Here is a 13,755-nt window from a genome sequence, read left to right on the forward strand (position 1 = left end):
GAGGGAAAGGAGGCATGGCATGCCACAATACGGATCATATATATGCAAGAATTGCGGAAAGCAGACACTTCATGTCCGTGAGTCTGGGCCAAACCACCTCTTTCACTTGATACTCACCATACTTACCTGCGGCGTTTGGGTTATTATTTGGATAATGCGGTGCGCAGATTCCACAGGAACTCCATATCGATGTACTGCATGCGGCACTCCAACAAATAGCGGGGGCTGGGGTGTGTTTGGTGCATTGTCCAGGGAGATAAGGCAGGGGAAAATGAAGCGTGGTCCAACGAAAGAAGAATGTTCGCCGTCAAGTTTAGACGGGCAATGGGAGTCCATGGTATTTTCTGGACACATAATGAAACGCTGTCCAGTGTGTAACACATGGAATGATGCAGCAGCATCTTCCTGTACGAAATGCGGATTGAAAGCCCCTTAATGTTGACAAGCACCACTTTAACGCAAGGGCAGGAACCCTAATGGATCAGACAAAAATATTCGAGTTGAGCAGCAGGGTCCGTCAAAATCAAGACAAGCAACTTAGCGAGGCCATGACGAAAACATCACTTGTCATGCCTTTCATCCAAGCCCTTGGGTACGATGTATTCGACCCAAATGAGGTTGTAGCCGAATTTACCTCTGACGTAGGGACGAAGAAAGGAGAGAAGGTTGATTTCGCGATTATCAGGAACGGAGAGCCCGTAATAATCATTGAGTGCAAGGCGCTCGGGTGTCCGCTCGATGCCGGGAAGTGCAATCAGCTTCTCAGGTACTTTCCCTCACATCTGACGGTGAAAATTGGAATTCTTACTGACGGGGCAAAGTATATGTTCTTTTCTGACCTTGAACAGCCGAACATAATGGACACGAAGCCGTTCATGGTCATTGACCTCAACAACTTCAACGAAAGACATCTCCCAGACCTTCAAAAATTGTCAAAAGAGAGATGGGACATAGAGAGCGCCTTGTCATCTGCTAACAGCTTGAAATACATCAACGAGGTGAAAAAGGTATTCTCTGAAGAGGTGTCTTCCCCGTCAGACGCTTTCATACGCTACTTTGCAACACGCGTTTACACTGGCCATCTTACGGCGAAGGTGCGAGAGCAATTTTCTTCGATTGTAAGACGCGCCATACAGGAATTTGTTAACGATCAAATCAACATGCGGCTTGAGTCTGCAAAGGTCGATGAAAGGGATGAACCTGCGGGTCCCCAACAGGACGACTTAGAGTCAGGAGCCCATGACGGAATCGAAACCACAGACGACGAAGTTATTTCATTCCTTGTTGTCCAAACAATACTCCGGCGTACTGTTTCCCCAGACAGGATATTCATTCGAGATGCAAAAAGCTATTGCTCAATAATCCTAGACGATAACAACAGGAAGCCGATTTGCAGGTTCTATTTCAACGGGAAGAAGAAGTATGTCGTAATATTTGGGAAAGATAAGAAGGAAGAAAAATTCATGGTTGATTCCGTTGACGACCTGTACGAATTTACTGAAAAATTCATTGAGTCTGCGCAGCAGTACCTAGACGCTTAGGGGTAGCTTGCCGCCTTTCACCGGCCCCGCCTTTCACCGGCCCCGCCTTTTTGAGGCGGGTTTTTTTTGCGTGCTTGACACTACACAAAAAAAGTGTATATTGACCGCATGAGGTGGACAGTTGAACTTTCTGGCAAGGCCAACAAGCAGGCCAAGAAGCTCCCGGCGCAAATTCGCGCCCGGTTGCTTGCCTTGCTGGTTGAAATGCGGACGTCTGGCCCCTTGCAGCCGGCCATGCCCCACTTCGGCCGGCTCAAGGGCCGCCCAGGTGAAATTTATCACTGCCACCTGAACAAGGGGCGACCCACGTATGTGGTGGTCTGGCGTGTTGAGCGCGAAGTTGTGACAGTGGAGGTGTTTTATGTTGGAACTCACGAAGGTGCCCCGTACTGACGGGACCGTGGCCCTTACCGTGGTGATTCCCGCCACCAAGGTTGAGGCTGTCACGCTCGCCATCGAGGAGGCCGCCGGGCCGAACGTCTCCATTGAGGAGGCCTTCCCCGAAAAGACCCCTGGAATGATCCTCCGAGGAGCGCGTGGCCTGCGCGAGATGACCCAGGTTCAGCTTGCAACGCAGATCGGCGTCCGGGCCACGATCATCTCCGACATGGAGAACAACCGCAGACCCATCGGCAAGGCCATGGCCAAGAAGCTCGGGGAAGCCCTGGGCTTTTCGTACAAGGCTTTCCTGTAGTGGCGGCCCGGCCAACACCGGGCCGCCCTTTTCAGCGAATAACGCATCCTTCGGTTGTCAAAGAGCTTCAAGGCTATGCGACCGCAGGCCGCTTGCTCTCGCCTCAGTCCTGATCTTCCCTGGCCTTGGCGGCTTCAACCGCTTGCTCGGCCCGGAGCGGGAAAAGGCGTCTTTCCACTTTCATGACCAACTCGAATGTTTCGAGGGTCTCGTCATATCCCCGGCAGAGGTCCATTGCCCTGGTGGCCGGGAACGTGTTGATGACAGGTGCCCCCATGCCGCCCGGCGGCGGGCGCTCGAAGCCGTCGCACAGGAGCCAAATCTTCCATGCTGGGTCGTCCTCAATGGTTGAGCGGAGAGGCTTGAGGTCCGGCCAGGGGCAGTCTTCGCATGGCGACTCCCCCCCGTAGGTGGCCTCGCACTCGTCGCAGTCTATTCCGTCGAGGAACCATTCGCCCCAGTCGACAAGTTTTTTTCGCGCTCCTCCGCAAGCATCGGGTCAACGCGTTCCGCCTCCGCCATCACCTCGGCGACGATTCCGTAGTGAAATTCGCAGAGTCCGAGGAGATTTTCCCTGGAAAAGGGGATCGGTTCTCCCTGGATTTCCAGGTCGTTCCATCCCGTGATCTGTTCTTCGGCTTTCGCATCGAAGAAAGCCTCGAGATCCAGCTTCTCGACAGGGGCATGCGAACGCCGATCGAAGGACTTGGTGGTATGCTGGACGCGCAGTTCCTTGAGGCGCTTGTTGCCAAGACGCCGCACGGTGAACACTGCCCCGGGGACGGACAGGATGCGAACGTCGAAAGGAGCGGTCGAGAAGGCCTTGAGAGCGGTGCTCATGGTGTGTTTCCTCCCAGGAAACTCCCGGTTGGTTCCGGAGCGCGGCAGGGGCCGGGAATCCCTCTTCCTGCCATGGACAGTAGCCGCGCACCGAATATCTAAGGCGCAACGGCTACTTGAACGTGTAGGTCCGTTCGTCGTCGCCGCTGGTCTCCAGGGCGGTCCATTCCATTGCGATGTTGACGATGGGCTTGCTGGTCGAGCGCTTGGGCATCTTGAACTGGCAACGGGGGTCGTCGACCTGGAACTTGCTTCCAGCCGCGGAACCGAACAGGAGCGACACCGCTCCTTCTTCGCCGCCGTAGATGCTGTCAAACAGGGCCAGGTCGTTGCGCCGGAATCCGGCCGTGCAGCTCCCGCCGATGGTGCGGTCATCCTCGTAGTAGTCTTCCGGGAAGCCGCTCGCGGTGATCTCGTCGGTCGCCATCTGGGGCTTGTCGTCCCAGGTGAGCTTCAGGTCCTTGCAGGTGCGAGTCTGGCCGAACAGGGTGATGTTCTGGATGGTGCGGGTTTCGAGCGGGGAGCCCGGGGCGTTCGCGGTCGGCAGGTAGCCCTCGATCACGTCGTCAGCATCCCAATCCGTGCCGATGCCTTCGCCCAGGGTGAGCACGCCCGTGGTCTTGTTAACGGCGGTGACTTCGTAGCCATTGGTGCCGCTGTCCGCCTTGGTCTTGTTCCAGATACGCGCGCCAACGTCGTACTTCTTCCCGTCGTCCACGGTGATGGACGAGGCGGCAGAGACGGCGGCGGAGGCAAGCTGCGAGGTACCGGCCTTGCCGAGTTTCATGAACTCGCCGCTGACCTCGCACTTGAGCGCGCCCTTGTTGGTGATGGAGAGAGGATTCCCCCCCGCAACGCCGCCGGAGCCGAAGAACACGGTGTGGTCCTGGCGAATCCAAACGGAGACGGAAGGCTTCTCCATGGCCGGGGAGTACACGACGCTCACGCCGGCGTTGACGGTCTTCTTCCCGCACAGGCTTTGCCAAAGGGCGTCAGCCATGGGGACGGAGCCGGCCGTGCCGGAGGGGCGCACGTAGAAGGGGACGGAGAAGGTCCCGGCCGGGGTCTGGTCAACGAACTGGTTGCGCTTGCCACGGGTGTTCTGAATCTCTTCGGAATCCGTGAAGCTCAGGTCCTGGTCGATGGCGGCATAGCCGGCGCAGTCAATGGCCTCGACGCCGGTGGAGAGAGGGAATTCGAGAGCCCCTTTGGCGGACTCGATGACGACGAAGCAGCTTTGCGCCCGTGCGAGGGCGACTTTGTTTGCGAGGGTGCCCATGGGAGCCTCCGAAACGGGTAGTCCTGGTTGTTCCAGGGCCTCCGGTCTTCGAGAGACTCCGGGCCTCGCATGGGCGGCCTACTGCCGGCCGCCTCCAAAAACATTCATGGCCTTGCACCTTGGGCAGACGACTTCCACCCATTCCGCCTGGGCCCGGAGGAGCTTCCTCCCACACGCCCGACAGCGGTATTCCTGGCCGCCGCTACACCCAGTACCAGAAGGGGCAGTTGACGACGTGCATGTAGCGGTTGTGCCCGTCATCGCCATGGTGCCCATCATCGTAGGGCTCATCGAAGTAGACATCTTCCACATCCTTCCTTCTGAAGAGGGCTTTCACCGTGCCGGACAGGCGGTCGCCGTCACGGGTGCCTATCCCCAGCGGGGTGAACACGCGCACCTTAAGCGCGCCGACCTGGCGTGATGCCCCATTGGGGCCCATTTCTTCCTCGAACACCCCGCCAAGCTGAACGCTTACGCTGATGTAGGGCCCGGCCGGCGGATCGAAGCGCAGGTTGTCATACTGCACGGGCGTGGCCGTCCAGTTCGCCTTCACGTAGGCCTGAATCGCCTTGGTGATGGCGTCGGGGGTCATTCCACGTACTCCAGCCCCAGACTTTCGGCCGCCCGCCGGAAGTAGTCGGACAACTCAGCGAAGGTCAGGGCGATGAAACCGCGCGGGGCCTGCTGGGAGTGGCCGTTTTCCAGAGGGAGAATGTACGCCACGTTGTTCTCAATGTTGTAGATGGCCTGGGCCACGCCGAAGGGCTTTACGTCATTCGGGTTCAATTCCCGGTAGTCGCCTGGGGGCGGCGCATAGTCGCTCTGGCTGTCCACGGACACCTGCCACCCGGCCGTGGCGCGCCCCGTGTCCTTGGGCGTGCGCAGCATGACCTGCTGCAAAAACATCATGATGCCTTTTTGCACCACAAGGTCGAACGAATCGGCATAGGCGTCGGCAATCACGGACAAATCCTTGGCGAAGTCGTCTGCGTTGGCACTGATTTTCCCTTGCAGGGATTCGAGGTCTATGGGCCTGCTCACTTCCGCACCTGCACCTTGTAGAGGATGGCCACGCCGCCGGGGTCAACAACCTTGGCCCGCACGACGTTCCACGATTCCCCCTTGATGATGAGCGTGTCCCTGGTCGGGTCCGGTTCGGCCAGGCCCTGAGCCGGGACGATGGCCAAGCGGTCGCCGAGCTTGATCAGGTCCCCGTCGATCATCTTCAGGGAATAGTCCGTCAGCACGGCCTTGCACGACGTTTCCGTGGGATCTCCCTCGGCATATCGCCCCGTCTCCGGGTCGAACTCGCCTTGCTCACCGGCCCGGCGCATGATGGCGTCAGCCCCTACCTCGGTGATGGCGTTCAGGGCTTCGGCGGAAATGGCGTCCCAGTCCATCAGCGCCTATCCCTCCACTCCATCCAAAGTGCGTAGAGGACAACTCCCAGCCCGAAGAGGAGGGCGCACCCACTAAACACGGGGTTTCCCTCTCCATGATTTGCCGTCGAGAGCGAAATCACAGCCACCACGTCGGCCCCGCCCATTAGGCGTCCCCCTGTAGTGCTTGCAAAGTAGCCTGCGCCTCATCCCAAAGTTTGCGCACTTCCTGCTCGGAGAGGCCCTGGCCGGGAGAAAGTGCTTCCGACAACCACGCGAGGGCGCGAGCGCCGTTGTAGGTCCCGTCCGGATTCCTTGCGGCCTCTTCCAGCGTGGCGGCCTTGCGCGGATCGTGAATCATTGCGCGCCTCCCTCTTTGCGTTCCCACCCCTGGGGCTGGTCGTATTTCCACAAGAACTTGTAGACGTGCTGCACCCAGCGCCCGAAGTCGTAGCAGACCTCTTCCTCCTGGCTCATGTCGCCGTCTCGGAGGATGGCAAGATAGCTCGGACAGAGCGTCGCCAGCCTCCAGAAGGCCGCATGCATGAGTTCGTGGGCCACAACCTCCATGCTCCAACAGCCGCAACAAAAATGCACCTCTCCCATCTTGCGCCGAGGGAGTAGGTCGCCGCTTTCGGGGTCCGCCAGCACCGGGACGGCCTGATGCAAGGCGGCAGCGTGAGGGTCTTCCTCCCCGGTGTTCACCCGCATGGCGCTTCGGTCAGGCCACAAGAACACGTCCCAAAAATGCGGGGTGCCCTTGACGCGAATGCGCGTCCTGGCGACCACGCGGGATAGGTCTTTGTTGCGCTGCACGCTCACACCTTCTCCCTCACGATTTCAAACCTGACCCCTCGGTCCACCTGCCGGGCCACCTTGCCCATGTCGGGCTTGGTTCCCATGAGCAGGCACAAGGAGCACAGGGTGTTCAAGTAGACCCTGAGCCACCAGGACAGCTTTATGCGCAAGACCAGCGCCGCCATCGCGCTACCCCCTCACCATCCGCGCACCGGCGGACGAATGCAGGAACGGCCGCAGCAAGGCCATGATCGCCGGGTAGGTCTTCCCGGCCGGGGCCCCGGCTTCGTACTGCGTGGTGATAACGTCCACGCGCTGCATGACCACCCGGCCGCCACGGTTGAGGTCGGGCATCATGTCCGTTCCCGTCAGGTAGCGCAGGGCGGCCTCGCATTGCGCGTCCAGAACCTGGGCGGGGATTTCGCCGGAAGGCCATGAACCCGTGAGGCCGGATCCCATGGCGAAGCCGTCCTGGTAGTAGCTCCGGCTGCATCCCGTTTCGATGGGGACCTCGTATCGGGGCCAGCAAAGAGGCTGGTTGTAGGTCACGGGGCAGCCCTTCCAGCTCAAGCCGTTGAGCCAGTCCATGGCCCGGGCCAGGGCCGCCTCTTTCGCGGCGGCCTCGCCGGCCCAGGTCGTCAGGCCACGCGCCAAGAAATAGGCGTCGGCCCTGGCCACGTCCGCCAGGGTGTTCGCGCCCGAAACACCAGCGCCGGTTTCAACAGTCAGGGCCATGCTTGGTTCCTCGCTTCAGTCGAGCCCAGGGCGTTCCTGGGCTCTCAGGGGGGAGGAGGAGAACGCAGCGAAATTCACGCCTGGGACTCCAGGGTCACGCCGGCCGCCTCAAGGATGCCCACGACGGCATCCTTCGTGGTCGCATCGGCCGGGATGGGCACGCCCTTTTCCTTGGCCAGTTCGCGCAGGGCCTTGACGGTCATGTCCGAAAGGGACTTGGGAGGCCCGTCTTCGCTCTGTTCGACCATTCGGCCAGAGGCGATTTCTCCAGGGGCCAGCGCGTCGGATATGTCGGCCACCAGAGAGCCGTCTTCCTGGACTTCGAAGGCGTACCCGAAGTGATTCTCGATGGAACCAGGGGCCGCCGGGGATTCCTGCCCTTTCAGCTTCACACGCATGGGTTTCTCCTGTTGGTAAGGCCGCCGGAGCGGCCCCCACGGGCTAGTTGTTGATCGAGGCGAGCCGAGCCAGGCCGCGCCGGTTGAAGCTGGCGAAGTTCGCGTATTGCTTCACGCGCCAGATGTTGGAGTCCTTGCTTTCCTGGGCTCCGACGTTCTCAACCACGATGCCGGCGGGGACGCCGTTGGGGTGAATGCCGGCGACGCCGACCTTGTTGGTGCCATCGTCGAAGTTACCAGCCCAGACCGAGGTCAACACCCCGCCGGTCAAGGCCGCGCCGTTGGCGGTTTCGGCAACCGAAAGGTACTCGTTTTTGAAGATGGGGGTGCCCTCGTAGCCAATGGTGGTCCGTCCGTCAGGCAGCGTGACCACCCAATCGGCAGAGGTCCCGCCCAGGGCGCGCAGGAGGGCCTTGTAGGAGCGCATGGTGCGCGGGGCCATCATGATCCAGTCCACCATGCCGTCCTTCGACTTCACAAGGTCCATGAGTTCGTCCAGGAGATCGAAGCTGAGGGCCTGTCCGGCGCTGGCCGTGGTGTACTGGCCGGAGTCGCAGAGGGTGTGCAGGCTGTTCATGTCCGGGGAAACGCCGGTCCCGGTGGCCATGCCGGTCTGAAACAAACGGCCGATGGTCTTGGCCTTGGAGGAGATTTCCACGGCGATCTGATTGACTCCGGCCGAAGCGGACTGAGCCTGGACCAGCCCATCCATTTCGGCGTCGCCTATGAGCTTGGTGGCGCTGTAGGAGGCCTGAGTGAAGGTCGCGGCGGCCTTGGCGGTAATGGTGGCGTCCACACCGAAGAAGCCGGCGTCGCCCAGAGCGTTCTCGCGGTTCACGAGAATGGCCTGGCCGTCGTAGCCGGTGAAGGGGAGCAGGCCGTAGAGGGGGTTGATAGAGATGATGTCCTCCACCACGCCCACGACGATCTGGTTGTTGATGAGCTTTTTCGCTTCGACAAGGGTCTGGGAAGCCATCTGGCTTACTCCTTATGGGGTTGTCCGAGCGCGACTAAACGCCAAGGGCCTTGAGCCCGGCCTCTATCTTGCTCACGCTCGAAAGGTTCTTGTCCGAGACCCCGCCCCGCGAGGCTTGCCCACCGGTGGCCCCGCCGCCGGGCTGAAAATTGGTCTGCACGAGGTTCTTATTCTCCGGGAGGCCCAAGAAGGCCTTCACAGCTTCCCCGGCCGGGAGCACCTTTTCCACGCGCTTGTCGCCGTCCATGGTGACCACGGTGGTCTTGGGTTCGTAGCGACCGGTGGGCTTGCCGTCGTCGTCCAAGACAGGCTCAAGCACGGTTCGGCCGGCGAGAAGCCCGTGCACCTGGCCGGCGTTCACGGCCCCGTGCTCCTGCGCGGCCTTCACGAGCGCGCCCTCGATGGTGCTCGTGGTGTAGAGTCCCTTGAAGTGGTCGGCATCGGCCTTGACCTTGGCTACCTCGGAAGCCGCTTCGTCCTTGGCTTGCCTGACTTTCTTGGCGGCCAGCTCGTCGGCGGTCATAACCTGCTTTTCGAGCTCGTCCACCTTGCCCTGCAGCTCGGCGCGCTGCGCGTCCGTGAGCTTCTGGGTTTCCAGGATTTCGTTGTACTGCCCGAGCAGCTTCTTCTTTTCGGCAAGAAGCTCGTCGTTCTTCGCCTTGAGGCCCTTCACGTCGGACTCGGGCACCACGCCCTCCACATCGAGCACGTAGCCGCCGTCCTTTTGGACGTAGAGCGAACGCAGCGCCTCGGGCGCAGCGGTCAGGTCGGAAATTTTGAAGGCAAGCGCCATGTTCCCCTCCGGGGAGTACGCCCGGCCCCGCCAGGCGGTTGGAGTTGATTTGCCTCTAGGGATGCGGGACGGGAGAGGAGAAAAAAAGCAAGATTTGGAGAAAATGGAAAAGTTTTTGCGGGTGCGAAACGTCATATTTCCAATGCAAGTGGTTTAAGAACGGGAACCTGCATATCGTCTTCAAACGTCTTGACCTCCTGGAGAAGCTGAACAGGATTGGGGCTGGCGGCAGCAACGCCGTAGGGAGATGAGCTTGGCCGATGACAAAGACAGACTGACAGCCCCCGAAGTGGCCTGGCACCTGGACGTGACCCCCGTAAGGGTGTGGCAACTGCGCCATGCCCTCGGGGGGGCAAAGGTGGGCCGTGACTGGCTGTACACGTGGAGCGGCCTGTGCGCCTACCTGGAGGCGTGGAGCGCAGCCCAGCGAGAGCGCCAGGCGAGGAGGAGAGAGCAGCAGAGGGAGGCAACCAGGAGGAGACGAGGGAAGGGAGGCAAACCGGAAGCAGCCGGCAAGATGGTGGGGTAGCTATTGCAACATGTTGATTTTGCGATTGATTATTTTCTTGCGCTAGCGCAAGTTTTTTTGTTGACAAAATGTTTACGCTAGCGCAAATATTTTCTCAACGGCGACGGGAACAGGCCCTCGCCGGCAACTCCAGGAGACACACCATGAGCACCGACACCTTCGCCACCCTGCAGGACGCCATCACCTGGTTGGGCAACTCCGGCCTCCTCGATATGAATCACGAGAACCTGCCCTATGACGAACTGGAATGCGCTCGTTACCTGCGTGCCCATGCCGAGTATACGGAGCAAGAGCGTGAAGAAATTGAGGATCGCGACGAGAGCGTCACCGATTTTACCGCCATGCGCGCGTATGCCCAATACATTGTTTCCATCGGCGGCAACCTGGCCGACTACGACGAGCTGCAAAACTGCGCCTAGCCCGTTCGTTTTCCCCGCTGTGCGGGGATGGACCTCCAAGGCGAAACCAGGCGGTCAAAAAGCGTTCCCCACTTTCGTGGGGATGGACCTCTAAGACGAAATCGAAAGGCAAAGAAAAGTTCCCCACTTTTGTGGGGCTATTCTCTCGACCGTTGGGGACTGCATGTATCTCACATTCCAAATATATTCGCCCATATCTGGTTTCGGCGGGAGCGCCTCGACAGGGGAAATTCGCCACACAAATCCGTTCCCGATGACCTCGCACATCGTCGGCCTGTTTTGCGCCTGCCTGGGCGAGGGGCTTGACTCTGATCGACGCGGCAAGCTGGCGCAACAACTCGGGTTCGCAATAAAATTGTGGGGCCGGGTCGCCGAACAACAGCGCCTCATAGATTTCCATGTGGCGCAGGTCCCCATCTCTCAGCCGAGATTGCACGAGTGCAACACCAGGCGCGAGGAGGTCGAGCGGTACAGCCACCAACACGCGACGCTCTCCAAATTTTATCGTCCAGAACCCATCGTCTCCAACAGGCATTACATACTAGACTGTCCGTTTGTGGTCACCGCCTGGGGCGAGGAGGCGCTGCTGCGCGAACTGGCCGCCGCCCTGGTGAACCCAAAAAAAATCCCCTACGCCGGCCGCAAATCCTGCGCCCTCGCCCTGCCCATGGCCCCCTGGATAACCGACGGCGGCCTGTTCTACGCCCTGGACGGATACCCCCTGGACAGCCACATGGCCCCGGTGGTGGCCCGACTCCTCCCGGAATACTGGATGCGGGAGGGGAATCACGTCGAGGGGGTGCGCCTGGATCCCGAGGAAGGTCCTGATCACGTGATTCGCGATCACACGTTTCCCGTTTCCCCCGGTCGGCAATTTCGGGCGGAAAGCTGGCGCCGCATCATCCCCCCGCACGAGGCCGCCAGCGAACCCAGCGGGGCGATGATGACGACAGCCCAGGTCGCCGAGTGTTTGGGAATATCGCCGACACGAGTGCGCCAAATCGCCGCGACGTTGGGGGGAATTCGTTCCGGCCGGGACTGGCAATTCCCAGCCGAAGCGGTCGCCGCCTACGCGAAGAGCGACCGCCCGAAGCCCGGCCGCCCGCCGAAACGGCCTAATAACGTATGAAACCTCGTACCACCTGCCCGCTCTGCCGTTTCGAATTCGTCACGGTCGAGCACTTCGACAGCCACGCCGGCCGCGAAACGGTCTACACCTGCCCCGGCTGCGGCGCGCGCTGGAACCAGGCCGGCGAGTTCGCGCCCCTGCCCGATGTTCGCCCCGATCCCGACCCCTGGCCGGATGATTTGCCGGTCGCCCCGGCCTGACGCACAAGAAAATAGTTCTCAAAAATGAGAACTATTTTCTTGACAAGCCGCCCGAGGATGATAAACTCTCTCCATGAACGGCAAGGCAAAGAAGATGCGGGTGATAAAGCGTGCGACGCTGGAAGCCTTTTGGACGGAGCACGCCTCCGCACAAGGCCCGCTCGTGAACTGGTATGATACCATTATAGGACGCAGGTGGGCAGGACTTGCCGAGTTGAAGCAGTATTTTTCACGATCTGTGGATTTTGTGGGCGGCAAGCGCTACGTTTTCAACGTGGGCGAATACCGCCTTGTTGCAAAGATTGACTTCAAAGCCCAAATCGCTTTCGTGCGCTTTATTGGCACACACGCAGAATACGACAAGATACAGAATATTGACGAAATTTAATTGTGCTACACCTCAGATGGAGGTGGATATGGAACGCTTGATAAAGACTGAAATTGATTATGACAATGCGCTCGCCATCATTGATGAACTGATGGACAAGGACGACCGCAACGACCAAGACGCCGAACGCTTGGAGTTCTGGGTCACCCTCGTTGAACTCTACGAAGACGAGCACTATCCGATCCCTAGGCCGACGCCCGTCGAAGCCATCGACTACGCCATGGAGCGAATGGGACTCACCCGGAAAGACTTGGAGCCCTACATCGGCAACAAGGCCAAGGTGTCCGAGGTCCTTTCCGGCAAGCGTCCCCTCACCCTGCCAATGATCCGCCAGCTTCATGCAGCCCTCGCCATCCCCCTGGACACGCTGGCCCAGGAGATGCCCGTGGACTCGGAAGGCCTGGATTGGGAGAAATTCCCGGTCAAGGAGATGGTCAAGCGGGGCTGGCTTGAGGCTGTCGCTGGCGCTGAGGACATCACAGCCCAGGTCCAGGACATGCTTGCTCGCGCCGGTCTCCATGATGGCCGCCTGGCGCATTGCGCTCGCGCGTCCTCACGTATGGGCACGCGCGGCGACGCCTACGGCATCCTTGCCTGGGTGTCGCAGGTCCAAATCACCGCCTCGCAGCAAGAGATTCCGGGCACTTTCGACAAGTCCCGGTTGAACGCTTCTTTCTTTCGTGGCCTCTACGCCTTGAGTGTGCACGAGGACGGTCCGGCCAGGGCCAGGGACTATCTCGCCGGGTTCGGCATCCGCTTCGTGGTGCTCCCGCATCTGCCGAAGACCTACCTCGATGGCGCGGCCATGCTTCGGGACGACGGGACCGCCGTCGTGGGCATGACGATCCGCTACGACCGCGTAGATAATTTCTGGTTCACCCTCGGGCACGAGCTTGCCCACCTGGCGCTTGGCCATGTCGAGCCCGGCGGGTTCGTGGTGGACGACCTCGATGCGCAGAGCCAGGACGACAAGGAACGCGACGCGGACGCCTTGGCCTCGGATATGGCCATACCGCCCGAAACTTGGGACGCCGTCCCGGCGAGCGAGCGCGCTACCCTGAGCTTCATCCTGCACACGGCCAAGGCCCTGGGCATCAGCCCGGCCATCGTGGCAGGACGAGTCCAGAACGAGACGCGGAACTTCAAGCGGTTCTCGCGGATGTTAGGCAGGGGGAAGGTTCGGAAGGTGTTCACAATCTAAAGATGAGGGGGTGGACAATGGCTGGTTTCACCAAAGGACCGTGGGCGTTTTGGGACGAATGCGGATCAACCCCAGACAATTCGTGTACTCCATGGGGCGGGGCTGGCGAACTTACCCAGGAAATCTACAACGCCGAAGGTAAGCATATTGGCGAAGTGGTGCTGACCGTTTGCGAAAAGGTTCTTGCGACCAACCAAGCTTGCGACAATTGTTCAAACGATGGCAAGCCCTGTGCAGGAGTGCTTCGGGTCAGCCGCGAAAACGCTCTGCTGATTGCCGCCGCTCCTGACCTTTTCGAGGCTCTTGAGCCGCTGGAGTGGGCCGGCCCTGGCGAGACCTGCCTTTCGTGCAAAAGAAGCAAGTCATCCGGCCACGCCAAGTCCTGCCCGGTAGCGAAAGCGCTTGGTAAGGCTTTGGGGGAGATATCCGAAGTGTCATTTCAATCGAAGGGGTGAG

At 60.1% G+C, this 13,755-nt stretch carries 21 protein-coding genes; 9 read left to right on the plus strand and 12 right to left on the minus strand.

Annotation, left to right across the window (positions count from 1 at the left end):
* Nucleotides 1-476: 476 nt before the first annotated feature.
* Nucleotides 477-1,541, plus strand: a complete 1,065-nt coding sequence (locus ACYQ01_RS03505; RefSeq protein WP_459932446.1) for a type I restriction endonuclease — start codon at nt 477-479, stop codon at nt 1,539-1,541.
* Between the two features lie 361 nt (nt 1,542-1,902).
* Nucleotides 1,903-2,235, plus strand: coding sequence for a helix-turn-helix domain-containing protein (locus tag ACYQ01_RS03510; RefSeq protein ID WP_459932447.1), 333 nt, complete (start codon nt 1,903-1,905; stop codon nt 2,233-2,235).
* 432 nt (nt 2,236-2,667) lie between these two features.
* On the opposite strand, the gene ACYQ01_RS03515 is transcribed toward ACYQ01_RS03510, so the two are convergent.
* The 12 genes from ACYQ01_RS03515 to ACYQ01_RS03570 form a co-directional block, all read right to left on the minus strand.
* Nucleotides 2,668-3,075 carry a hypothetical protein gene (locus ACYQ01_RS03515; protein ID WP_459932448.1) on the minus strand — a complete coding sequence of 136 codons (408 nt, stop codon included), beginning with the start codon at nt 3,073-3,075 and terminating at the stop codon, nt 2,668-2,670.
* Nucleotides 3,076-3,187: 112 nt separating this feature from the next.
* Complete coding sequence (locus ACYQ01_RS03520) at nt 3,188-4,354, minus strand: phage tail tube protein (RefSeq protein WP_459932449.1); 1,167 nt, start codon at nt 4,352-4,354, stop codon at nt 3,188-3,190.
* Nucleotides 4,355-4,556: 202 nt separating this feature from the next.
* Nucleotides 4,557-4,946: a phage tail terminator-like protein gene (locus ACYQ01_RS03525; protein ID WP_459932450.1), complete on the minus strand. Its 390-nt coding sequence runs from the start codon at nt 4,944-4,946 to the stop codon at nt 4,557-4,559.
* The gene (locus ACYQ01_RS03530; protein WP_459932451.1) at nt 4,943-5,395 is read right to left on the minus strand and encodes a hypothetical protein; all 453 of its coding nucleotides are present in this window, start codon (nt 5,393-5,395) and stop codon (nt 4,943-4,945) included. The genes ACYQ01_RS03525 and ACYQ01_RS03530 overlap by 4 nt, the downstream gene beginning before the upstream one ends.
* Complete coding sequence (locus tag ACYQ01_RS03535) at nt 5,392-5,754, minus strand: hypothetical protein (protein ID WP_459932452.1); 363 nt, start codon at nt 5,752-5,754, stop codon at nt 5,392-5,394. The genes ACYQ01_RS03530 and ACYQ01_RS03535 overlap by 4 nt, the downstream gene beginning before the upstream one ends.
* A gap of 145 nt (nt 5,755-5,899) precedes the next feature.
* Nucleotides 5,900-6,094: a hypothetical protein gene (locus tag ACYQ01_RS03540; protein ID WP_459932453.1), complete on the minus strand. Its 195-nt coding sequence runs from the start codon at nt 6,092-6,094 to the stop codon at nt 5,900-5,902.
* Nucleotides 6,091-6,549, minus strand: coding sequence for a hypothetical protein (locus ACYQ01_RS03545; protein WP_459932454.1), 459 nt, complete (start codon nt 6,547-6,549; stop codon nt 6,091-6,093). The genes ACYQ01_RS03540 and ACYQ01_RS03545 overlap by 4 nt, the downstream gene beginning before the upstream one ends.
* A gap of 2 nt (nt 6,550-6,551) precedes the next feature.
* Nucleotides 6,552-6,716: a hypothetical protein gene (locus ACYQ01_RS03550; RefSeq protein ID WP_459932455.1), complete on the minus strand. Its 165-nt coding sequence runs from the start codon at nt 6,714-6,716 to the stop codon at nt 6,552-6,554.
* Between the two features lie 4 nt (nt 6,717-6,720).
* Nucleotides 6,721-7,266 (minus strand): DnaT-like ssDNA-binding protein, encoded by a 546-nt coding sequence (locus tag ACYQ01_RS03555; protein WP_459932456.1) that lies wholly within the window; start codon nt 7,264-7,266, stop codon nt 6,721-6,723.
* 74 nt (nt 7,267-7,340) lie between these two features.
* Nucleotides 7,341-7,664 (minus strand): hypothetical protein, encoded by a 324-nt coding sequence (locus ACYQ01_RS03560; protein WP_459932457.1) that lies wholly within the window; start codon nt 7,662-7,664, stop codon nt 7,341-7,343.
* Between the two features lie 43 nt (nt 7,665-7,707).
* Nucleotides 7,708-8,640, minus strand: coding sequence for a hypothetical protein (locus tag ACYQ01_RS03565; protein ID WP_459932458.1), 933 nt, complete (start codon nt 8,638-8,640; stop codon nt 7,708-7,710).
* A 34-nt stretch (nt 8,641-8,674) separates the two neighbouring features.
* Nucleotides 8,675-9,433, minus strand: a complete 759-nt coding sequence (locus tag ACYQ01_RS03570) for a hypothetical protein (RefSeq protein ID WP_459932459.1) — start codon at nt 9,431-9,433, stop codon at nt 8,675-8,677.
* A gap of 92 nt (nt 9,434-9,525) precedes the next feature.
* Here ACYQ01_RS03570 and ACYQ01_RS03575 point away from each other — a divergent pair, with 92 nt between their 5' ends.
* The 7 genes from ACYQ01_RS03575 (at nt 9,526) to ACYQ01_RS03605 (ending at nt 13,754) form a co-directional block, all read left to right on the plus strand.
* Nucleotides 9,526-9,684 (plus strand): DUF4942 domain-containing protein, encoded by a 159-nt coding sequence (locus ACYQ01_RS03575; protein WP_459933881.1) that lies wholly within the window; start codon nt 9,526-9,528, stop codon nt 9,682-9,684.
* Nucleotides 9,685-10,105: 421 nt separating this feature from the next.
* Nucleotides 10,106-10,381 (plus strand): hypothetical protein, encoded by a 276-nt coding sequence (locus ACYQ01_RS03580; RefSeq protein ID WP_459932460.1) that lies wholly within the window; start codon nt 10,106-10,108, stop codon nt 10,379-10,381.
* A gap of 163 nt (nt 10,382-10,544) precedes the next feature.
* Complete coding sequence (gene cas5e, locus ACYQ01_RS03585) at nt 10,545-11,510, plus strand: type I-E CRISPR-associated protein Cas5/CasD (RefSeq protein ID WP_459932461.1); 966 nt, start codon at nt 10,545-10,547, stop codon at nt 11,508-11,510.
* Nucleotides 11,507-11,710 carry a hypothetical protein gene (locus ACYQ01_RS03590; RefSeq protein ID WP_459932462.1) on the plus strand — a complete coding sequence of 68 codons (204 nt, stop codon included), beginning with the start codon at nt 11,507-11,509 and terminating at the stop codon, nt 11,708-11,710. Before cas5e ends, ACYQ01_RS03590 begins: the two co-directional genes overlap by 4 nt.
* 73 nt (nt 11,711-11,783) lie before the next feature.
* Nucleotides 11,784-12,098 (plus strand): type II toxin-antitoxin system HigB family toxin, encoded by a 315-nt coding sequence (locus tag ACYQ01_RS03595; RefSeq protein ID WP_459932463.1) that lies wholly within the window; start codon nt 11,784-11,786, stop codon nt 12,096-12,098.
* Nucleotides 12,099-12,126: 28 nt separating this feature from the next.
* The gene (locus ACYQ01_RS03600; protein WP_459932464.1) at nt 12,127-13,299 is read left to right on the plus strand and encodes an ImmA/IrrE family metallo-endopeptidase; all 1,173 of its coding nucleotides are present in this window, start codon (nt 12,127-12,129) and stop codon (nt 13,297-13,299) included.
* Nucleotides 13,300-13,316: 17 nt separating this feature from the next.
* Nucleotides 13,317-13,754: a hypothetical protein gene (locus ACYQ01_RS03605; RefSeq protein ID WP_459932465.1), complete on the plus strand. Its 438-nt coding sequence runs from the start codon at nt 13,317-13,319 to the stop codon at nt 13,752-13,754.
* The last annotated feature ends 1 nt before the right edge of the window (nt 13,755 follow it).

Source organism: Fundidesulfovibrio butyratiphilus, assembly GCF_054657235.1.

Coding starts and splice junctions, on each gene's coding strand:
- ACYQ01_RS03555 (WP_459932456.1), bottom strand. CDS start 7,266: ATGGCCCTGACTGTTGAAACCGGCGCTGGTGTTTCGGGCGCGAACACC.
- ACYQ01_RS03515 (WP_459932448.1), bottom strand. CDS start 3,075: ATGAGCACCGCTCTCAAGGCCTTCTCGACCGCTCCTTTCGACGTTCGC.
- ACYQ01_RS03570 (WP_459932459.1), bottom strand. CDS start 9,433: ATGGCGCTTGCCTTCAAAATTTCCGACCTGACCGCTGCGCCCGAGGCG.
- ACYQ01_RS03565 (WP_459932458.1), bottom strand. CDS start 8,640: ATGGCTTCCCAGACCCTTGTCGAAGCGAAAAAGCTCATCAACAACCAG.
- ACYQ01_RS03505 (WP_459932446.1), top strand. CDS start 477: ATGGATCAGACAAAAATATTCGAGTTGAGCAGCAGGGTCCGTCAAAAT.
- ACYQ01_RS03595 (WP_459932463.1), top strand. CDS start 11,784: ATGAACGGCAAGGCAAAGAAGATGCGGGTGATAAAGCGTGCGACGCTG.
- ACYQ01_RS03525 (WP_459932450.1), bottom strand. CDS start 4,946: ATGACCCCCGACGCCATCACCAAGGCGATTCAGGCCTACGTGAAGGCG.
- ACYQ01_RS03510 (WP_459932447.1), top strand. CDS start 1,903: ATGTTGGAACTCACGAAGGTGCCCCGTACTGACGGGACCGTGGCCCTT.
- ACYQ01_RS03590 (WP_459932462.1), top strand. CDS start 11,507: ATGAAACCTCGTACCACCTGCCCGCTCTGCCGTTTCGAATTCGTCACG.
- ACYQ01_RS03600 (WP_459932464.1), top strand. CDS start 12,127: ATGGAACGCTTGATAAAGACTGAAATTGATTATGACAATGCGCTCGCC.
- ACYQ01_RS03560 (WP_459932457.1), bottom strand. CDS start 7,664: ATGCGTGTGAAGCTGAAAGGGCAGGAATCCCCGGCGGCCCCTGGTTCC.
- ACYQ01_RS03540 (WP_459932453.1), bottom strand. CDS start 6,094: ATGATTCACGATCCGCGCAAGGCCGCCACGCTGGAAGAGGCCGCAAGG.
- ACYQ01_RS03520 (WP_459932449.1), bottom strand. CDS start 4,354: ATGGGCACCCTCGCAAACAAAGTCGCCCTCGCACGGGCGCAAAGCTGC.
- ACYQ01_RS03605 (WP_459932465.1), top strand. CDS start 13,317: ATGGCTGGTTTCACCAAAGGACCGTGGGCGTTTTGGGACGAATGCGGA.
- ACYQ01_RS03550 (WP_459932455.1), bottom strand. CDS start 6,716: ATGGCGGCGCTGGTCTTGCGCATAAAGCTGTCCTGGTGGCTCAGGGTC.
- ACYQ01_RS03580 (WP_459932460.1), top strand. CDS start 10,106: ATGAGCACCGACACCTTCGCCACCCTGCAGGACGCCATCACCTGGTTG.
- ACYQ01_RS03535 (WP_459932452.1), bottom strand. CDS start 5,754: ATGGACTGGGACGCCATTTCCGCCGAAGCCCTGAACGCCATCACCGAG.
- cas5e (WP_459932461.1), top strand. CDS start 10,545: ATGTATCTCACATTCCAAATATATTCGCCCATATCTGGTTTCGGCGGG.